At 35.4% G+C, this 21,101-nt stretch carries 20 protein-coding genes; 14 read left to right on the plus strand and 6 right to left on the minus strand.

Features of this window, described 5'->3' with window-relative positions; genetic code table 11:
• The first annotated feature begins 1 nt into the window (after position 1).
• Positions 2-760 (plus strand): ABC transporter ATP-binding protein, encoded by a 759-nt coding sequence (locus tag AN161_RS03505; protein ID WP_053592988.1) that lies wholly within the window; start codon positions 2-4, stop codon positions 758-760.
• A 990-nt stretch (positions 761-1,750) separates the two neighbouring features.
• Here AN161_RS03505 and AN161_RS30455 read toward each other — a convergent pair.
• Positions 1,751-1,993, minus strand: a complete 243-nt coding sequence (locus AN161_RS30455; protein ID WP_053592989.1) for a hypothetical protein — start codon at positions 1,991-1,993, stop codon at positions 1,751-1,753.
• Positions 1,994-2,140: 147 nt separating this feature from the next.
• Between AN161_RS30455 and AN161_RS03515 the strand changes: the two genes are divergently transcribed.
• Entirely contained in the window at positions 2,141-2,422 is a 282-nt protein-coding gene (locus AN161_RS03515) for a hypothetical protein (protein ID WP_053592990.1), read from the plus strand.
• A 24-nt stretch (positions 2,423-2,446) separates the two neighbouring features.
• Here AN161_RS03515 and AN161_RS03520 read toward each other — a convergent pair whose 3' ends face one another.
• Positions 2,447-3,079 (minus strand): hypothetical protein, encoded by a 633-nt coding sequence (locus AN161_RS03520; RefSeq protein ID WP_053592991.1) that lies wholly within the window; start codon positions 3,077-3,079, stop codon positions 2,447-2,449.
• Positions 3,080-3,668: 589 nt separating this feature from the next.
• Between AN161_RS03520 and AN161_RS03525 the strand changes: the two genes are divergently transcribed.
• The 12 genes from AN161_RS03525 (at position 3,669) to AN161_RS03580 (ending at position 15,672) form a co-directional block, all read left to right on the plus strand.
• Positions 3,669-5,261 carry a PucR family transcriptional regulator gene (locus AN161_RS03525; RefSeq protein WP_053592992.1) on the plus strand — a complete coding sequence of 531 codons (1,593 nt, stop codon included), beginning with the start codon at positions 3,669-3,671 and terminating at the stop codon, positions 5,259-5,261.
• Positions 5,262-5,383: 122 nt separating this feature from the next.
• Positions 5,384-6,652: a cytosine permease gene (locus AN161_RS03530; RefSeq protein ID WP_053592993.1), complete on the plus strand. Its 1,269-nt coding sequence runs from the start codon at positions 5,384-5,386 to the stop codon at positions 6,650-6,652.
• The gene (locus AN161_RS03535; RefSeq protein ID WP_053592994.1) at positions 6,649-7,752 is read left to right on the plus strand and encodes a DUF917 domain-containing protein; all 1,104 of its coding nucleotides are present in this window, start codon (positions 6,649-6,651) and stop codon (positions 7,750-7,752) included. Before AN161_RS03530 ends, AN161_RS03535 begins: the two co-directional genes overlap by 4 nt.
• Entirely contained in the window at positions 7,745-9,295 is a 1,551-nt protein-coding gene (locus AN161_RS03540; RefSeq protein ID WP_053592995.1) for a hydantoinase/oxoprolinase family protein, read from the plus strand. The genes AN161_RS03535 and AN161_RS03540 overlap by 8 nt, the downstream gene beginning before the upstream one ends.
• A 336-nt stretch (positions 9,296-9,631) precedes the next feature.
• Entirely contained in the window at positions 9,632-10,405 is a 774-nt protein-coding gene (locus AN161_RS03545; protein WP_241774489.1) for a hypothetical protein, read from the plus strand.
• Positions 10,402-10,767 carry a GntR family transcriptional regulator gene (locus tag AN161_RS03550; protein WP_053592996.1) on the plus strand — a complete coding sequence of 122 codons (366 nt, stop codon included), beginning with the start codon at positions 10,402-10,404 and terminating at the stop codon, positions 10,765-10,767. Before AN161_RS03545 ends, AN161_RS03550 begins: the two co-directional genes overlap by 4 nt.
• On the plus strand, positions 10,768-11,463 hold the full coding sequence (locus AN161_RS03555) for an ABC transporter ATP-binding protein (protein ID WP_053592997.1): 696 nt from the start codon (positions 10,768-10,770) through the stop codon (positions 11,461-11,463). It abuts the gene before it with no gap.
• 5 nt (positions 11,464-11,468) lie between these two features.
• Positions 11,469-12,392 (plus strand): ABC transporter ATP-binding protein, encoded by a 924-nt coding sequence (locus AN161_RS03560; protein WP_053592998.1) that lies wholly within the window; start codon positions 11,469-11,471, stop codon positions 12,390-12,392.
• Positions 12,361-13,308 carry an ABC transporter permease gene (locus AN161_RS03565; protein WP_241774490.1) on the plus strand — a complete coding sequence of 316 codons (948 nt, stop codon included), beginning with the start codon at positions 12,361-12,363 and terminating at the stop codon, positions 13,306-13,308. Before AN161_RS03560 ends, AN161_RS03565 begins: the two co-directional genes overlap by 32 nt.
• Before the next feature lie 157 nt (positions 13,309-13,465).
• Positions 13,466-14,335 (plus strand): LysR family transcriptional regulator, encoded by an 870-nt coding sequence (locus tag AN161_RS03570; RefSeq protein ID WP_053593000.1) that lies wholly within the window; start codon positions 13,466-13,468, stop codon positions 14,333-14,335.
• 293 nt (positions 14,336-14,628) lie between these two features.
• Positions 14,629-14,952 carry a YnfA family protein gene (locus tag AN161_RS03575; RefSeq protein ID WP_053593001.1) on the plus strand — a complete coding sequence of 108 codons (324 nt, stop codon included), beginning with the start codon at positions 14,629-14,631 and terminating at the stop codon, positions 14,950-14,952.
• A 306-nt stretch (positions 14,953-15,258) separates the two neighbouring features.
• Positions 15,259-15,672 carry a GNAT family N-acetyltransferase gene (locus AN161_RS03580; RefSeq protein WP_053593026.1) on the plus strand — a complete coding sequence of 138 codons (414 nt, stop codon included), beginning with the start codon at positions 15,259-15,261 and terminating at the stop codon, positions 15,670-15,672.
• A gap of 116 nt (positions 15,673-15,788) precedes the next feature.
• On the opposite strand, the gene AN161_RS03585 is transcribed toward AN161_RS03580, so the two are convergent.
• From AN161_RS03585 to AN161_RS03600, 4 genes are all read right to left on the minus strand, one after another.
• Positions 15,789-15,989: a hypothetical protein gene (locus tag AN161_RS03585; RefSeq protein ID WP_053593002.1), complete on the minus strand. Its 201-nt coding sequence runs from the start codon at positions 15,987-15,989 to the stop codon at positions 15,789-15,791.
• Positions 15,990-16,184: 195 nt separating this feature from the next.
• Positions 16,185-17,486, minus strand: coding sequence for an acyl-CoA thioesterase/bile acid-CoA:amino acid N-acyltransferase family protein (locus AN161_RS03590; protein WP_053593003.1), 1,302 nt, complete (start codon positions 17,484-17,486; stop codon positions 16,185-16,187).
• 29 nt (positions 17,487-17,515) lie between these two features.
• Complete coding sequence (locus AN161_RS03595) at positions 17,516-18,388, minus strand: lantibiotic dehydratase C-terminal domain-containing protein (protein WP_053593004.1); 873 nt, start codon at positions 18,386-18,388, stop codon at positions 17,516-17,518.
• Positions 18,389-20,962 carry a lantibiotic dehydratase gene (locus AN161_RS03600; protein ID WP_053593005.1) on the minus strand — a complete coding sequence of 858 codons (2,574 nt, stop codon included), beginning with the start codon at positions 20,960-20,962 and terminating at the stop codon, positions 18,389-18,391. It lies immediately after the preceding gene.
• Positions 20,963-21,101: the final 139 nt, after the last annotated feature.

Genomic DNA, 21,101 nt, shown 5'->3' on the forward strand with positions numbered 1-21,101 from the left:
TATGAAGAAAATTATTATCGGTGAACATATTGTAAAATCTTTCGGCGAGGGCGATGAAAAGCGCGATGTTATTGATGGAGCGTCTGTTGAAATAAACGAGGGTGAGTTTGTTGCGGTAATGGGGCCCTCTGGCTCGGGAAAATCAACGCTAATGTTTGCACTGAGCGGTATGGATAGTGTTGATGGCGGAAGGGTTACTTTTAATGGAAGTGATATATCATCAGTCGGTGAGGCTGAACTTTCAGATTTACGTAGAACTAAAATGGGCTTTGTGTTTCAGCAGTCAACTATGCTTAAAAATCTAAATATTCTCGATAATATTATTCTTCCATCAATGCGCGATAACAGAAAAAACGTTGCGAAAATTTCGGAGAAGGCAAGAGAACTTATGAAGAGGGTAGGCATTGCGGAGCTTGAAACGCGCGACATTACACAAGTTTCAGGAGGTCAGCTTCAGCGAGCGGGAATATGTCGAGCGCTTTTGAACAGCCCGAAAATCATCTTCGGCGATGAACCGACAGGCGCACTTAATTCCAAATCAGCCCAGGAGATCATGGACATTTTTTCTGAAATTAACGCGGGCGGTACTGCGATTATGCTCGTCACTCACGATGCAAAGGTTGCGGCGCGTACGGAACGCATAATGTTTATGCTCGACGGAAAAATCGTCAGTGAACTAAAGCTTCCGAAGTTTGACGGTACAGCTATTGATGGCAGAGTAGAGAAAGTAACAGAGAAAATGTGGAAAATAGGAATATGAGTTGCTGTATCAACTAACGCTGTTTCTCACAATAGGAAATGTAAGATTTTAACTCACCACGTTGGCAATAAACATTTGGCAGCAGAGTATGTCAGCTAGTGCCACTATGAAACGATAGCGTCGACCGAGAATGAGCTGAAAATAGCTCGTTCTTTTTTTGCTTCTTTTTTTAACTTATGGCCCTTACTTCTTGTCTCTTCAAACTTTTCTCGGAATACCACTTTTACCAATGCCGACCATTGTAGCACCCTATCCACAATATAACGGGTTCCTTTTGAGGTGCAAACAGGGAGAACTCCTTAATGCCTATAATGAAATTCCAAATTCAATTCAAACTGTATATGTTCCATCTAATTCTCAATGAAAGATAAACCTTGTTGTGACAGCTTTTCAGCTTTAACAGAGTAATCTTTTTACATAATGTAGTCAAAGTGCGAATGAATATTTAAAATAAACTAAAAATAAAATAGTGATATCCCCAGCCTTTGTAGGACTATCATTTGTAAACGAAAGAACATCCCCAGGATTTATAAATGGCAGAGATCCCGTAACTAAAATTAAGATAAGAAAGTGTGATTGTTTTGTTTAACAGACAAAACATCTGAATCAATTTTTATCTTTGCTAATTTGCTGAATTTTTCTCTACGATTTCAAAAGGATAGTCCCAACCCCTGATTTACGACTGATTATATCATGTCATCAGAAAAACAGAAAATTTTAGGCTAAACTTAACCGAAATTCAATGGACTTAAATCAATTGGAGTAATATCTGGATTCCCTCCTAGAGTGGTAGGACAATACTATAAAGTTGAAACTTGGTATTCTTCGAGTGGCCTTCATGTAAAAACTAATGAGTAGTAAATCCTGCCTAAAGGGTTCTTGTTATAAATGCAATAGAATTATTTTTCATAAACTTCACACCAACACCAAGACCTCCAACTACTATATATTCAGCGATAGCATCTACTTTTGAAATTGTTTTGTATTCGGTTACCCTGTTGAGGGATAGTTAAATACTGACTTAAGTTGTTTGGTTTCTGTATATCTACCAGTAAGTTTAGCCACTACATTTTGAGTTCCAATAGCATTAACTTTTGGTTTGGGAATCGTAATGGTATGAGAATCGACACTATTAGCAACTCCTGTAGAATAACTATCACTTAATTGATAATTACTTGGCCACTCGTATCCAATTACAATGCCTTTTTTCCCTGCATCCTTTGCTTTTACCATATAAGTTACTTTAATTGTTCCATTACAAGTGTTTTTTTCAACACTTGTAACTTGACCCTCCTTTTAGGAATGTATATTCTCGTTTTATTAATCTTATTATACTGTATACTTATACCTTAATACGATAATTAACAAAGGGGTGATATTGTGGAGGGACTCGAAGCGCTTTCAGTAATCTACTCTTTTTTTCTGACAATTCCACTATTAGTAAGATTAGTTTTGTTTAATTTTTTCTACAAAGATAAAAAACGCCCTTTATCTATGTTGATGGATGCCATAGTTTTTATATCGACTGCACTTTGGCTAATAGGTATTAGAGATGTAGCTTTTCCATTGCCGTCATTAACTTCTAAGTTCGCATTTTTTATATTTATCCTTACTGCCGCTGATTTTTACTACAACTTTATTAGATTTAAAAAAGGCGCTTAATAAATAAGCGCCCATTTTTAATCATTATCGTGGGTATACAAGGTATTTTTTGAAAACAGGATTCATTTTATAAGTCGCCGCCGACTGTTTATTACCCGAAGAATCCGTGTATGCTTTTTGATTATATACAAGCGTTGTTTCAAATCCGCCTGTTTTTGGCGTAAGCGTAGTTGTCATTGTATCTCCTACTCGCGGCGCTGGGAAACTAACACGAGTAGTCGTAGCGTCCGATACACCAAAGGCGATTGTTAAAACTGCACTAGTTATAGTCATAGTAACTCCAATAATAACCATTGAAGCAAGCCCTAAAAGACCTTTATCTTGGTATGCTTTAACATCATCAGCCGTGTAAGTGTACGTTTTAACCTCTACTGTTGTAAGGTGTACTGGGATATAAGCGAAGTCATAGGTATTACCATTATTAGATTTAATATGCACTTTATACTCACTAAGATACTCGCAATCGTACACAAATGAACCACTTGCAGTAGTTTGAGAATAATCTTTCGTGTATACTAGTTTGCCGTCCGCACGGAAGATCTCCACTTTACCGTTGTAACCAATACCACCCTTTTTGCTCCAAGCAACATTAATTCCTTTTTTGCCAGAACGTGTTAGTTTCAAATTGAAATCCGTATTACCATTGATAACTGCCATAATATACCACTCCTTTAATAATTTTTGATGTACATTTATTATATAAAGTGTAGTATTAATATTAAAATCAACCATTTAATGAAATTAATTATAAGTTCAAAGCAAATTCAATAGCATTTAGACTTTTTTTATCTCTATAATTGCTATTTTTACTCCTAATCTTCTTTTAAAAAAAAGAAAAAAACCAGAAAAATAAGCCAAATGAATTCAACAGTATGTTTCCTACACTTGGTTTTTAAGAAAACAGTAAATAACAATACAATAGGCAGTAATGGCAAAAATAAACCCTTGTTACTACTACCATTTCTAACTAATTATTGTGTATGCAAGATTTTATACATTGTTGGTTCATGGGGTTCTACTAATCCATTCATACCAATTATTTGGAAATGTCCATTTATTAAACCCATCAAATTTACAAGTTTAGCGAATGACCCCCGTTTTTCCCTATCTCTTCTTCAAAAACAGGGAATGTGGTATTCTTCTTCATAAGAATACGGTTCCATATTTTTAGCAAGGCTTGTTAACGCTATGGGAAGCACACCTGGTAGTACATAAAAAATATAACGAGAAGCAGTGGTGAAGGAAAATGGGGGTAACGGTAAATGATTTACTACAATTGCCGTCATTTAGAGGGGCAGAAGTTTTAACGGGTAAAATCAACCTTAATCGTACGGTCTCCTCTTTATCTGTGTTAGAAGTTTCGAATGTAGATTTTTTATCTACGATTATTCAATCCGTTCAGGAAGAGTGGTATGCGGAAGAGCTAGTCATTAGCTCTTTTTATTCAATTAGAGATAGTGTTGAACAACAATGTAAAACCATCCAACACTTACATGATCTTGGCGAACTTGGCCTTATTTTATATTATGTGGGAATTGTTTTGCCTGAAATTCCAGAGGAGGTACTGCAATTAGCAGACTCTCAAGGTTTTATCATTATTTGTATGCCTAAAAATGATTACTCTCTACGTTATAATGAAGTCATTTATGAAGTGATGGAAGCGATAGTTAGTAATCAGGCTGTCAATGATCAGTTTGTGAAGGAAACTTTAGAAAAGGTTTCCTTGCTACCAGAACATTTACAAAGTGTAGAAATCACACTGAAAATGCTATCTGATCGCCTGAAAGCTAATATTGTACTGACTAATAGTAGTTTTGATATTGTCAACCAAGTGATGTGGCCTAGAAATTCATCTTTAGATGTTTGGCAAGTCATACAGGAATTTTCACACGGTCATCTGAATAAGGAAAAGGGAAAACTAGAATTACAAAGAAGCGACTTGACGTGTGTCGTTGAATATAAAAGTATTCAGCAAAAAAATGGAGAACAGCTACTGTTGTTTGTTATTAAAGAGAACACACCATTACCAGCAAAGACCATTGAAAAAATAAGTGAAGTTGTCCAAGTGGCCATTAATCTTTGGGGAAACAAACACGATGAAGTTAGTGAATATGCATTAGTAAAAGCCATTATTAATGATGAAAGTGACAAAATGCGAAGATTAGCTAACATGCTAAATATCGATGTTTCTGCTATTCAAATGATGTGGTTAATTTATATTAACGATGTATCAGAAGAGAAGAAAATTAGGGGAGAACTGGAAGATCAACTTTCAAAGTATTATCAAACAAGAGTGATTCAATGTATTGACCATTGCATGATTGTTCTTTTAGGAAATGGCTTACATAAATTAAATGAATTTGAGATTGCTACCGAGTTTATTGAAACGACTAATTACTTCTCGCAAATATCAGAAGTCGTATACTCTCCGAAAATGAAAAATACTAAGGCTGTACGTCAAATGTATCAATTGGTGAATCAAGTCGGAAAAAAAGTCCATACCATCTATCCAATGCGAAAATTGTTTACAGCCGCTGAACTCCGATCGATGAAGCGGGCCATTGATTTAAGTAAACAGGGAGAAGAAATGATTGAAGAATCTCTTTCCGTTATTGAGCCGATTTCAAATGATAAAGAGTCCCTCAATACATTAATGGCTTTTCTTTTAGATGCAAATGGTAGTTTTGATGAATGTGGGAAAAATTTATTCATTCACAAAAATACAGTGAAGTATCGTATCAAAAAAATTAGTGAACTAATTGGAAATGATGTAACTCTTTATTCGGAATTTTACGATGTATATATGGCCTGCATGATCTATCGCCTAATAAATGGTTAGAAAAGTCTGGATTTTTGTCAAAAAAGATAAAAATTCAGACTTTTTTTTCATTTTTGAAAAAGACGCACGCCTATCCCTTCTTTTATAATAAAAAACATTAATTAATAAAAGGAGGGGACGATATGGGGAAAGATGAACAAAGTCAGTCTTGGTATAGTTTAGGGATTATTTGGGCAGGCGCAATGATTTGTATACCAAGCTTATTAGTTGGGAATACATTGATTTCGGGTATGGGTTTAACGAAGGCATTAGCCGTTTCTTTTGTTGGATATGCAATTGTAGTAATCATTATGATTTTTCAAGGAATGCAAAGCAGTGATCTAGGAAAGCCAACCGTTCATGTCGCAGGACAAGTGTTTGGTAAAAAAGGATCACGGACGATTCTTTCTATTATTTTGGCGATTGCTTGCTTAGGCTGGTTTGGCATTCAAGCCAATGTTTGCGGAGTTGCACTAGCAAATTTGTTAGCAGCGTATGATATGAATGTACCTATTCCCATAGCTTCTTTACTTAGTGGTTTGGTGATGGTAATTTCAGCTGTTTATGGTATCAAAGTGCTACGTGTCTTAAGTTATATTGCAGTTCCTTTCTTAATTGTCATTTGTCTACTAGGTTTAGTGCAAGCGTTATCTGGAGACACTTTACAGCTTATCATGGACTACAAACCTAAAAATAACATGAGTTTTTCGGATGGACTAGCTATAACGATCGGCTCATTTGCACTTGGAGCAGTAATCGCGGGTGATTATTCCCAATATTCCAAAAAACGCTCGGATGTTTTTAAAGCAGCGACATTTGGCATCATTCCAGCTGGAGTATTGATGATTGGTGTGGGAGCCGTTTTAACAATCGCTTATCAAACAAGTGATATTACGGCAGTCTTTCTGAATATTGTTACTCCATTAATCGGTGGTATCGCTTTGATTTTAGCTACATGGAAAACCAATTTGGTGAATGCAATATCAGGAGGAATCGCCTTAATTAATGTTTTTAACGTTTCGAAGGACAAAGAAAAAATGGCAATTGGCATAGCTGGAACGGTTGGGACTGTACTTGCCGTGATCGGTATTTTAAATTACTTTACACCGATTATGTCGATTTTATCAGCGATGATTCCACCAGTTGCTGGCGTTATGATTGCCTCTTATTGGGTAATGAATAAAGGGGATAAATCAAGCTGGAAGGAAGTAGACGGTGTCAATCGTTTAGGTGTTTTCTCGTGGCTAGTTGGGGCAGTTATTGCTAGTTTTCCGGTTGTTTTATCGTTATTCCCAAGCATGTCACAATTACCGAATCAACCTCTAATTGGAATTGTCATTTCATTTGTCATTTATTATTTAGGTTATCGAATATCAATGCAAAAGACTGTCATATTGGAGGAAAATAGATGAGATATTTAGATAAAGAAGCTATTGAACATATTGCGATTGGAGCCGCCTTTTTAGGAACAGGCGGAGGGGGTGACCCTTATATCGGGAAAATGATGGCTCTTTCTGCCATTGAAAAAAATGGACCAGTAAAATTATATTCAGTGGATGAAATTGAAGATGATGACTTTTTCATCCCAGCAGCTATGATGGGTGCACCTTCTGTTTTAGTGGAGAAATTTCCACGAGGAGATGAGTTTGTTAAAGTTTTTCAAAAACTTGCGAAGTATATTGGAAAAGAAAAGATTACAGGAACATTTCCAATGGAAGCAGGCGGTGTGAATTCGATGATCCCGATTGTCGTAGCGGCACAACTAGATATCCCTCTCATTGACTGTGATGGCATGGGGCGTGCATTTCCAGAGTTGCAAATGGTGACCTTTAATTTAGATGGGATATCTGCAACACCGATGGCTATTACAGATGAAAAGGGAAATATCGGGATTTTTGAAACGATTAATAATAAATGGACAGAACGCATAGCACGTTCAGCAACGGTTGAAATGGGCGCTAGCTCTTTAATTAGCTTGTACCCAACGACTGGAGCTCAGATTAAAAAGAGCGGCGTTCATCATATTATTACCCTTTCAGAAAAAATTGGTGAAATTATTGCTTCCAAAAATAGAAATGTAAAAGAAAAATTACATGAATTATTACAGCTAGTTTCAGGCTATGAATTATTTCAAGGTAAAATTGTCGATGTAATTCGAGAAACGAAGGGTGGATTTAACCTTGGAAAAATGAATTTGGAAGGTATGGAAGTCAATAAAAATGAAAATATGAAAGTTCATTTTCAAAATGAAAATCTAATTGCTGAGAAAAATGATCAAGTTGTCGCAATGACCCCTGATTTAATTTGTTTAGTAGATTATGAAACTTTATTGCCAGTGACAACGGAAAGTTTAAAATACGGTAAGCGTATCAGAGTAATTGGATTGCCGGCTAATGAAAAATGGCGGACTGATAAAGGAATAGAAACAGTAGGTCCAAACTATTTTGGTTATGATTACGATTATGCTCCAATTGAGGAATTGGTTAAAAAGGTGGTAGCTGAACATGTATAAGATTGGAATCGATGTTGGTGGGACGAATACGGATGCCATTATTTTAGATGAACATAGCAATCTCGTTCATAGTGTTAAATCGCCAACGAGTGTAGATATTAAAACTGGTATTGAAACAGCTTTACGAAACCTATTACAAGAATCGAACATTGATAAAACGAAAATTACGCATGCAATGTTAGGAACAACACAATGTACAAATGCCATTGTAGAGCGTAAAAAATTAGCGAAAGTCGGTGTAATCCGTCTTGGATATCCTGCTACCGCCTCTGTACTTCCATATACTGCATGGCCAAAAGATATGATTGAAAAACTATCAGGAAATTATGCCTTAGTCCATGGTGGTTATGAATACGATGGTCAACTTTTAGGCGAGCTTGATGAAGGCGAAATTCAATCGCTTCTTGAAGACTGGCGTGAAAAAGTGGACTCCATAGCGATAGTTGGCGTCTTTTCCTCCATTAAAAATGATCAAGAGATACGGGTTCGCAGTCTAATACAAGAAGTGTATGGAGAAGAATTCCCCATTTCCTGTTCGTCGTTAATTGGCTCAGTAGGTTTAATAGAACGTGAAAATGCAACCATTTTAAATGCGGCATTATGCAAAGTAATTGAAACGACAACGACAGGCTTTGTTCATGCGTTAGAAGGTGAAGAGATTTACAATGCCAAAGTCTATTTATGCCAAAATGATGGAACTTTAATGTCAATCGATTATGCTAAACAATTCCCGATTTTAACGATTGCATGCGGACCGACGAACAGCATACGTGGCGCTTCTTATTTAGCAAAAATCAAAGATACGATGGTTTTAGATGTTGGTGGAACGACCTCTGATATTGGGGTCTTACAGGATGGATTTCCAAGGGAATCTTCTGTAGCAGTAGAAGTAGGGGATATTCGCACAAATTTTAGAATGCCAGATATTATTTCTGTTGGGCTAGGTGGGGGCAGTATTGTCCGAGAAAATAACGGGAAAATTACGGTTGGACCTGATAGCGTTGGGTTCAAAATCGCTGAAGAAGCACTTGTTTTTGGAGGGAATACTCTTACGACTACAGATATTGCTGTTCGTCTTGGTTTAGCTAATGTTGGTGATAGTAGCTTAGTAGCGCATATTGATGAAGAGTTCGCAAAAGAAGCTCAATTAGAAATATCATCGTTAATTGAGCAAGCCATCGATAAAATGAAAATTTCATCAGAAGATGTTCAACTTGTATTAGTAGGTGGAGGTACTATTATTGTTCCAGATACTCTTCGAGGCGTCTCCGATATTGTTAAATTTGAAAATGGGACTGTTGCAAATGCGATTGGTGCGTCCATCGCTCAAATTAGTGGTCAATATGAACAGATTTATATTTATTCAAAAGAGCCACGTGAGATGTCATTGAAGGATGCTCAAGAAAAAGCAGTGAAACAAGCTGTTTTAGCAGGGGCTCTTGCTGAGACGATTGAGTTAGTGGAAGTAGAAGAAACGCCCCTTGCGTATCACCCTGAAAATGCGACGAGATTAAAGGTTAAAGTTGTTGGGAAAATGGGTTGATTGGAGTGGAAGGCTACTCGACTCCCATGGGAAAGCGGGACAGGCGAGACCCTGAGGCCAACATGATGTTGGTCACGAAGGCATTGTCACAGGACGTGACGCATTTAGCCTTGTTCCTTTAGCGGAGGAAGCGGCTCGACGCTCGCCCACAGGAAAGCGAGTAGCCTGGAACTGAAATCACCCCTCACTTTGCTGAAGATGCATACTTTATTCAACTTAAATTCATAAAGGAAGAGCCCTTATTTTAAGGTTCTTCCTTTTTTTTTGTAGTTAATACTTGCAAACATAAAAGTCATAGTGTACTATTCAACTAGTACACTATGACACGAGGTGTTTATGTTGAAAAAATTTGCAGGGCTTTTAAAAAAGGAATGGGTGCTCTATAGGACATGGCTATTTGTAGGGGTTTTTATAGGGATCATGCTGTCAATGGTAGTTCCATATTTAATAAGGCGGTTTAGTGGTGGATTTGCGTGGGAGAGTCAGTCGTCATTTGCCCTCTCGATACTAGTACTTGTCTTAGGTGGATTTTTTTCGATATTACAATTCCTAGCGAGTATGCGTCATGACATAAAGAACAAAGAGATATGGCTGCATTCAACTAGCTCCATTGCACAGCTTGTAGGTGTGAAAATCGTATTTTCCATAATTGGTTACGCGATCTTTAATTTTATCTTTGTGAGTATAGTTATTTACAAAGTCAAAGATGCAATTATAGGGAACTTCGCACAATTGCTTTTATTAATTTTATTTTTTGTAGCCATTATTGTTTTTCTTCAATTGATAATGTTTGTGATACTGCTACTATTTTTAGCCTTGAATCTCCAAATGAAACACTTTATTGGAAGTTTTTCCATTGTGATCACGATGGTGGCCTTTTTCATTAGTATGAATGAATGGGTGAAATTTACAGGAAGTAAATTTTATGATAAAATTTTCCATCATATAGGAATTCGTTTAACGTTTCTGGAGCAATTTTTCCCACGGTTACCATCATTTCAGTTCAACTGGGGCACAATGTATGTCGTAGAAGAAGTAGCAACAATCATTTTTGTAGCGATCTTATTTTTCATAGCGACAAAGTGGCTTGAAAAGGTGGTTTTACGATGACAATCGACTTTTCACGTGATAAGCCCATATATAGCCAGCTCGTCGATCGGATATGTGGGGACATTTTGAAAGGGAAGCTAGTGCTTGGGGATCGACTTCCTTCGGTTCGAGAGTATGCAGTAGAAACAGGTGTCAACGTAAATACTGTGCAACGCGTGTATAAGGAGTTAGAAGCAATGAATATAACGGAAACCAAACGAGGTCAAGGTACATTTATTACAACCAATGAACAGCGAATTGTGCTTTTACGAGAAGATATGAAAAACCAATTAGCAGATAATTTTTTAACTTCCATTGAAGCACTTGGGTTTTCAAAGGAAGAGATGCTCGTTGTTTTACAAAAAAATCGTGAGGTGAAATAAATGCTACAGCTATCAAATGTTTCTTTTCGTTATATGAAAAAGCCAATTCTACAAGATGTGTCTTATTCCTTTCCAGTTGGCCAAATCATTGGGCTTGTCGGAGAAAATGGTAGTGGCAAGTCGACACTATTAAAAGTGTTGGCAGGCTTATTACGTCCATCTAATGGTGAGGTGTTGCTAAATGGAACGCCTGTAACACGCAGAAGTGCTGATAAAATGGCTTATTTACCAGATATTGATTTATTTTTTGATTTTTACACAGGTGAGCAGCTTTTTCAGCATTATGCCTCTCAATTCGAAGATTTTTCGTATGATAAGGCATGTATCGTTGCAGAGTTTTTACAGGTTGATAAAAATACGAAACTACGGCAATTATCAAAGGGGAACCGTGGTCGAATGAAAATGGCCGCAACCCTTGGGCGAGAAGTACCTTTTTATTTAATGGATGAGCCATTTTCTGGTCTTGATCCAATTGTTCGTGAACAGCTTATTAAAGGGTTAATCCAATTTACAGATATTGATAACCAAACAATACTGTTATCAACGCATGAGTTATATGAGGTAGAGCCTATTTTAGATCAAATCATTTTACTGCAAGAAGGTTCGATTATTGCACATGAGGAAGTAGAGACGATTCGAGATGTTTCGAATAAGGACGCTGTGCAATGGATGAAGACGTACTATAAGAAAGGGTGAAAGCAATGACAACACAACCAATTGTACAATTGCAAAATTTATCAAAAACCATTCGCGGTAAGCAATTGATTCAGCAATTGAATATCGATTTATATCCAGGACAAATCACTGGATTTTTAGGACCAAATGGTGCAGGGAAAACGACGACTATTCGTATGATGACTGGACTTATGCATCCAACAGAGGGGAACGTCATTATTGATGGCCTTTCCTTACAGGAGAATTATGAGGAAGCGATTAGTAAGGTCGGTGTAATTGTAGAAAATCCGGAAATGTATAAATTTATGACGGGCTATAAAAATTTACTGCATTTTGCGCGTATGCATAAAAATGTCACAAAAGAGCGTATTGAAGAGGTGGTGCGACAAGTTGGTCTTGAGAAACGCATTCATGAAAAGGTGTCTACGTATTCACTTGGGATGCGTCAGCGTTTAGGACTCGCACAGGCACTACTTCATCGACCAAAATTTTTAATTTTAGATGAACCAACAAATGGTCTAGATCCAGCAGGTATTCGTGAGTTTCGTATGTATTTGCGTAAAATCGCTGCTGAGGATGGGGTATCTGTTTTTGTTTCGAGCCATTTATTATCCGAAATTGAGTTAATGTGTGATCGAGTGGCTGTCATACAAAATGGCAAACTCATCGATATTCGTGATATTAACGTTGAAACTTCTTCGTTTTATTATATTGAAGCTACACCAAATGATCAGGTTGCAGCTCACCTACAAAAGCTCGATTACAACTTTGCTGCGGAGAATAATGGTTTTGTGGTGGAAATAAAGAAAGAGGATATTCCAAAACTAATTTCGCAATTTGTCAATGAAGGAATTCAATTATTTGCCGTACAACCACATCAAAAAACGTTAGAGGATCAATTCTTAGAAATGACAGGAGGTGGCCAAATTGCTGAAGCTAATACAAAATGAATGGATGAAATTATGGCATAAAAAAGGAACTTGGGCGATGGTCGCGCTAGTAATTCTCTTTATTATTGGTCCTGGTATTATGATGAAATACTATGAAACAAAAATGACAGAGGATATATCGTGGAAGGAAAGTGAACAACAGACCATTAATAATTATAAAGACATGTTGGCAAGTGACGATTTTTCGTCTGAGGATAAAAAACACTTTGAAGATCAAATTGCTATTTCTGAGTATCGATTAGCAAATGACATGCCGACTCAAGAAGATGGAAGCGTAGCAAGCTTTATGTCATTTACAGGTAGTATGCTGGCTTTAGTGACATTATTTACAGTTATTATAGCAGCAAGTATTGTATCTAGTGAATTCTCTACTGGTACGATTAAAATGCTATTAACGCGTCCAGTTTCGCGTGCAAAAATATTAACTTCAAAATTACTTACAGCTTTCATATTTGGACTCTTTTTATTTGTTGTCAATGTAGTCGTAAGCGCTCTAGTTGGACTGATACTATTTGGTGGACCAACTGGTGTTGAGTTAGAAATGGTCAACGGTCAGATTGTTGAAAAAGCCGTATGGAATGATTTAGCATATCACTATTTACTTTCTGGCGGAGACTTTGTCATGTCAATATTATTTGCTTTCTTAGTGGGCTCAGTTTTCCGTTCAAGCTCTTTAGCGATTGGTTTAACGATGTTCTTATCCTTTACAGGTGGAATGATTGTGATGTTCTTAAGCAGATATGACATCGTTAAATATATATGGCTAACACATTCTGATTTAACCCAGTATGAAAATGGTAATCTAATGATAGAAGGTATCACAATGCCATTCTCACTCACAATTCTTGCGATTTACGCTGTAATTTTCCTTGTGATCAGCTATCTATCCTTTATGAAACGTGATGTAACAGCGTAAATAAGACACGGTATGAAATTTGTTTTCATACCGTGTTTTTTCTGTTTCGCGGGCAATTAAAGGTGAACCGCGGATAAAACTGATAAAATCGCGGGTAAGAGATGTCCGTCGTTAACAGATTTCGATATAATGAATGAAAAACTAGAGAGGCACAATTATGGAAACAGAATGGTTACGAACTTTTATTGTTGCTGCGAAAACAGAGAATTTTCGTGAGACGGCAGAACAGCTTTTTATTACCCAATCAACAGTATCGAAGCATATTCAACATCTAGAAAAAGAACTACAAACAACACTTTTTGAACGACAAGGGAAACATGTGAAGTTAAATCATATCGGTGCTCACTTCCTTCAACACGCAGAGAAAATGCTAGTAACGATTGATGAAGGATTACAAAATACTGTATCCTTTTTGAATGGCTATACGTCCCAGTTAACGATTGGTGTTGCACCACAAATTGCCAATTCTACATTGCCAGTAATCATTCATACATTTCAGCAGCAAAACCCCTCCATTCAATTAACGATCGAGCTGTTAAGGTCCAATGAAATCGGGGAAGCGGTATATGCAGGCAAAGTAGATATCGGTTTATCAAAATTGACATCGACACGTGACATTCATACAGTCCTTCTCGCACAGGAACCACTTCATTTGATCGCTCCGATATCAAAAAGAGTGACAGATGCACATACTCTTTTACAGCAGGAAACTATATTAACGCATGAATATGCACCTTACTGGCAGGACATACAACAAGTACTACAGCAATTCCCAAGCTATAAAAGCATGCAAATAAATCAAACAGAGGTAATCAAAAACTTTGTCAAGCATGGACTAGGTATCGCCTTTTTACCAAAGAGTGTGATCGAGGCTGAATCTCACCAGCAATTGCTTCATAGCTTTTCGGTGCAGGAATTTTCCCATATTGTTTCGAGTACCTATTTTTTAGCGAAATATGTATCAGCGGATATTGAGGCGTTTTTAGCAATTTGTCAATCTGTCTACAAAGGTTTGGCATTAGACTAGAGGAACTGAAGAGAATTCAACACCCTGCAATCGAGATCCACCCCTTTAATTGTCTAAAGTTCAATTGTCAGCTATTTGAGCATGAAGTTAACAGGGAGTAAGAAAATAGAAATACATAGCTACTATAAAAATTTCGCAATTCTTCTGTAAAAAAAAGTAAGATTTCTCATTTCAATAGTTGCGAGGCTTACGAGGTATACAGGAGAAAAGCGATATGGCATGTGCTTCGATGTATAATAGATTGGAAAATGTTGAAATTTTCTCGTAAAGAACGTATAGAAAGAGTGAAAAAAATGATTGGTGCAACATTATTATTTATCCTCGCAGGAATTGGAGAAATTGGAGGTGGCTATTTAATCTGGCTTTGGTTAAGAGAAGGTAAACCATTTTATTGGGGAATAATAGGTGGTATTGCGTTAGCTTTGTACGGGGTTGTTGCTACTTTTCAAACCTTTCCAACCTTTGGAAGAGTCTACGCTGCCTATGGAGGTGTCTTTATTGTCCTTTCCATTTTATGGGGATGGGGAATCGATGGGAAAAAACCAGACATCTTGGATTTCGTTGGAGCAGGCATTTGTTTGATTGGTGTTCTGGTGATTTTAATACCTCGTTCATGATAGAAGAAAATGTTACCTTTTGAAAAACAAGTAGTGGAATCAATGTAAATATCACATCAAAGAACAGACCAATGTACTCGTATATGAATTGGTCTGTTCTTTTTTATTGATAGAAGTATATCTAGGAGAATAAGAACATTAATCAAGGTCAATCCCGAATTAGTACAAAGAAGAAGGATTTTTAGAATTTGAACCGAATATCTATAATAATCCCAAAAATGTTTGGAGGTCGCAATTTTGCTACTTTATTTTTGATATCTATCATCTACCTAAAAAATTTCAAAATAATTTAGGAGCTGATATATGATGATATACAAAAATTCTCTTGATGGAATTTCGGATGATATGTTGAATGGCTTTTTTGTTGATTGGCCAAATCCACCAAATCCACAAACTCACTTAAAGCTGTTAAAAAACAGTAGTAAAGTGGTCATTGCTTTAGACGATCATACAAATCATGTAGTTGGATTTATAACAGCGATTAGCGATGGGGTTCTATCTGCCTACATTCCGTTCCTTGAAGTTTTGCCAGCGTATAAAAATAAAGGTATTGGCAAGGAATTAGTCAGACAAATGTTAAAAGAGCTTGATAATATTTATATGGTTGATTTGTGTTGTGATGATGATTTAGTTCCTTATTATGAGAAGTTTGGCATGATAAAAGTAAACGGAATGGTCGTTAGAAATTACGAAATGCAGTCTGGAATTTCAAATAAATAAATATAAAGTAAAACGCTTGGATATTTTCCAAGCGTTTAGTGAGATCGATGCCTCCCATGATATGATTATGTTTGAATGATACCAGACTTCTATACATCCCCAGCTAAAATTCTTTGTTAGTTAAATAAATTTTCTACATAATTTCCATTGAAAAATAAAATCAATTCGCCAATTGTACCAACACCAAAAAATACAAAATAATAACTTGCAATTGTAACTTCTTTCTTAAAAAGCTCCTTAAATGCCTGAATAAACAATTTGTCAAAACCGAACCAACTTAATATCCAACTGGTTAAAAGAAAACTTAGAATCATCACTTCTTTTCTTCTCCCTCTTTTATTTACATTTACATACCTAACTCTTTTGCGTGGCACAATTTTTTAAAATCCTTGAATCCTTCTAAGTCAGCACTACAATCACGAGACGAAAAAGCAATATAATATTAATTAAAAAGTATTCTATTCGCCTAATTTCCTGGAAATACCTTTTTAAACCTTAATTACATTAATCCTTTACAAAACTTCATTTAAAAATAAAACAAGTTTATTCCAAGCATTATGTGATGCTTTTAAATCCGAGTACTGATTTCCACCATACAAAAAAGGTGAGGGTGATTCGTTATAGTTATGATAGGTATGCGGTAGTTCAATGCGATGACCGGCTCGACTATATATATCATGTTTGAATGGCCAAGGGTGTTTAAACCGGTTTAGTCGCTGTATAGATATACCAGACAGCTTTGCACTATCCCACATCAGATCATCGTCTCCAGAAATGAATAGAAGTGAACCTTTAATATTTTCTACAGGTATTGTAGCTAAATCTAGAACCTTTTTGTCTGCAATTAACTCTTCATACCAATCACGAAAAGATACAGACTTATTTTGTGAGAGTTGCTTGTAGAGAGCATAGCCAGATAGTTTAGGAGCATAGAGGGCCGCATAAGGTAGGGGTTTGCCACGATATGTCCATGCTGGCGGAAGGTTCATAGTTAAGTTATCCTTTAATCCATGATAACTAATTCCACTACCGGCAATAGAAATAATTGCTTCTATATCATGGTAAATGGATGCAGCATGAAGGGCTAGCTCTGATCCTCTCGATTTACCAACTATTCCTATTTTCTTATTAACAATAAAATCCCTTGTATTTAACCATTCAATCGCATTCCCGATGGTTTCCACAGGGATATGAGAAAGAGAAGGAGTGTGCTTATGGGACTTCAAATATGAAACTGATAAGGTGCAATATCCATTTGAAGCTAGTAGTGCAGCTTCTTTTATAGATTGGAATCGTTGTGATCCATCCAAAAATATGATACTAGCAAAATTTGTTTTATTCTGTGGAACAAAAGCTGTGCCAATAAAGCCACTCTCTTTTATTGGCACCATTTTAATATCCTCGGAAAGGTGATGTTGAATGATTGTTTGTTCCGAAACACATACATTATTAACCTCAAGGGTTAATGTTGTTTTAATAGGAGACAAGTCATAAAATGTATCCGCAGTACTACCACTAATATACTTTACCCTTCTCATTGACCATAATAATCCCATGCTATTAGCCTCAGCATAAGTACCATTGAATGGAACGGATTCACTTAAATTAGTAGTGCCATTTTCACCAAGAATAAACGAAGCCTCACTTGAAAATATTATATTGTTACAAGTCTTTGTCGCTTTTAGTGTAAATGGTGTACCCGGATATTTCCCATGAACACTTATGTTTATTGGTGTATTTAGTAAACAATCAGAGGGACTAACATGCAAATTCCATTCATCAGCTATTTTATATTCCACCGTTTTATCATCCATTTCTATAATTTTTCCGCATTAGTTTCATACTATTTTGCTAAAAACAACTTTTTGTCGACTGCTTCATGTACGATAGCAAGTACAAATGTCTCTTCTATTGGTGTTAATCCGATTCGATTCATTGTAGTGTGGATATATCCACCTAAGAAATAATTTGTATCGTCGGAAAAGTTATTTTCATATTGTATTTTCTTGCAATTGAAAACAATTTGTTCAAAAAAGCCATTATTTGAAAGGAATTCATCCCATTTATTTATTTTTTTATAAAAAGAAACTTTGTTATTTTCAATATATCTTTTTGCTTTATTCTGTATTAGATCCTTATCTGATATGCTAGCCCATGATTTACTGTGGTTGTAGGAAAAGTCCAAAATTTGCTCGTGTTTGAAATTCATTAAATAAGAAATTAATATTAAAGTAAAATAGATAGCTGCCTGAATTTTCTTTTCTTTATCATGTAATTGACCTAATAAATCAAGACAAAATTCACTAGAACAATGAAGTAATACATGGATCATATCCTCGTTTGATTTTGTGAAATAGTCGTTTTCAATATGATAAGGTATAACTTTAATAGAATTATTTTCATACCATTTGTATTTTTTAATATCTTCTCTTTCTAAGTTCATACGCTGCCCGTAGAAGTCATTTTTGGTGATGGTGGAAATATCTGGGTACTTAGATAGAAATTCTTCAATGTGTTGAATTATTGTATCTAATTGTAAATTTTTATCAGTTACCCGCAGACGTATATGTGGTCCCCCTTCCCAGTATCTTAAAAAGAAATATTGACTTCCTTGTAGGTATTTATTTTTAAGTGGGTATATTAAATTGTTTAAAAGGAAATCTAATCTACTAAAATTATGATAAAAAATATGTAAACTAATCCATTCCTTGTTCATTTAATATCGCTCCTTTGGAGAAATTTCGAAAACGAATTCAGTAGTCTTTTGCTTATTAAAATAAGGATATCCTTTACCGATTTCTGGATATACTTCCTCAATAATCACATAGTGGGTGGATTCCTTAAATATTTTCTTCAACTCTCTTAAATGGTGATAGATTCTTATGTCTATATATTGCGGTTTGTCGGCAATATTTCTATTCTTTATTTGTGTATTTGGCTCCAAATCCTCCCCTTTTTTTATAAAAAAATGATAACCCATATCATGAGTATTAACCCATTCTAGTAAGAATTCCATATAGTCCAAATCATTCAATGGTGCTTTAGGAATTGGATATGCGCTTTGGGGAATTATCCAAGTTTGGCGTGACAAGATAATATCAGTTCCATACAAGATACGTGGTATACGCATCACATGATCATCGCATAATTGGATGAGCCGATTTATAAATATATTAATAGGATTAGTGATTAATTGTGATAAAGAATTAAACAACGCTAAAAACCTTGCTAGAGGAGGCAATAGGAAAGGTGTCATAAAGCCTAAATATTTAGGGTTTATGATTTCTCCTGAAGATTTTCTTTTTAATTGCAATATATCCTCTGCTTCATCCAACACTATTTCCAAATCAAAGATTGATATGTTATCTGCCTCCTTTGTTAAATGGGACCCAGGGTAACAGATAACTTTATCTGTGAGTACAGGGCGACTATCCCCAGCAAACCCAAAAAAAGCATGAATATCTGTAATTGTTCCTTTTGTTTGTTTTATTTGATTGATTTTTTTGATTCGCTCAATATTTTTTGAAGGTAAATGTTCTAGAAATCTACTAAACATTTGACCATTACCGTCCGTAATTTTATTTATGACAATTTTAATAGTGCTATCTTCTTGTACTTGTCCCAAAATACTAATGTTTTCGGTGTTTCGCGTGTGACTATTACCATGGAGTAATGGTGAAATATCAATATCTTTTTGTATCTGGCTTGTAATTATTTTCTTGTAAATCTCATTCTGAATATGGTGATGTTGCTCGATAGATTCTAGTTGATATGGATTATATGATATTAATTTTTCTCGTAACAGATTCAAAGGTGATATACTTTTACTATTTTGATTGAATGAATCATTTTCTTCCACGAATGAACTCCATTTATTATAAAATTCAATTAAAACACAGGACTTATTATGAAAATTTCTTTTATAAAACTCTTTTTGGGTCTCCCTCACGCTAAAAAAAGGATCAAACACAATACATGATTTTGAGAACTTTTGTAGGGAAAGTTGCATACTGCTCAGTGTATTGGTGCTTATCTGGATTTCGTTAGTCCGATAACAAATTTCAATAAATACCGGGTTAGGAATTGGATTGGTTATAGATAATTCTTGGTATAAACGCTTTATTTCCTCCTCGGTTAGTTTTTCTATTTGGATACGCTTGTGAACATCATAGAATTGTCTTGAATAGGCTTTTAAATAGTCATTAAGCTTTGTCAAAGACTGAATTAAGGATGAAAAACTATTTAAACTAGGGTCCTTTAAGAATGTATGTAATAAATCTATACGAAATTCTTCTGTGTGTATGGCTGGTTTTAATAACCCAATTTTTATTAAGTTAATAATTAGTTTTTCACTGTTTTTACTACGTGATTTTAATAGTTGCTGAATCTCCCTAACTGATAGTTGTGTATTTTCATAAAGTAAATGAATAATAAATTGAATCGTCGTAGAGTTTGGAAGCGAATATTGATGTTCAGGATTTCTAATTCCTCCATTACTAATGTCAACTGTTTTTGTGAAAATATAAATCTTATCTTGACTAAAATATATATTCGGATTGATTACAACAGGCACATTATATAAAAAAGGTTTAGTATAAAAATGATTTAGTAAAGTATATGAAATTATTGGATTCAAATAGACAGTACTTTGTATAGAATCCTCATTATTGTTGACCTTTGTATGATTTTCGGAAACATTTATGCCACTTATAATGGTAAATGAACTGAAAGGGCTTGTTTTAGTCATTATTCTTGTCAAATATCTGATTAATGTTGACTCAATACGGCGAATTGCCTTATTGCTATAATCTTTTCCATCAATATATTGTTGAGTCATGTCAAGTGTTGTAAGACTCGAATAGAGTAATCCATTTTGTAGGACTTGTGATGAAGATACTTTTTTGATTTCAGAAGTAACATTTGCTGTATCTATTTCCATAGCTCTTGCTTTTTGAAGCGAAAGATTATATTCCTTTTCTTGTGCCCACACGTTATATTCAGTTATTTTCAGTGAACATATTTTATATTGTTCTAAAATATGAATATCCTCAGTTTTTAATATACTTCCCATTGAAATTCTTCTTTTAATTTTAAGGAGTGTTCGCTTGGAATCCTTTCGTAGGATTCCAGGTACAAGGGTATATATCCTCTCATTTAATTCATCTGCTAGTTTTTCGCATTGGAAATTGACATACTGTCGTTTCTTTATAAATTCAATAGATTCTTTTGCAATAAACTGTTCTAAACCATCGATGGGTAATCCAGATAGTCTTGCTATTACATCACACAATCTACTCACCTCTCTCAAAATGTTAAAAAGGTACTTTATTAATGAAAAAAACGACTATAAAACTACCTTTATTGGATAAAATGTGCGTGTCGAAATATACGGAATATACAGAATATATTGACATTCGACATTATTCAGC

Origin of the sequence: Lysinibacillus sp. FJAT-14222 (assembly GCF_001278875.1) — a bacterium.
Classification (GTDB): Bacteria; Bacillota; Bacilli; order Bacillales_A; family Planococcaceae; genus Lysinibacillus; species Lysinibacillus agricola.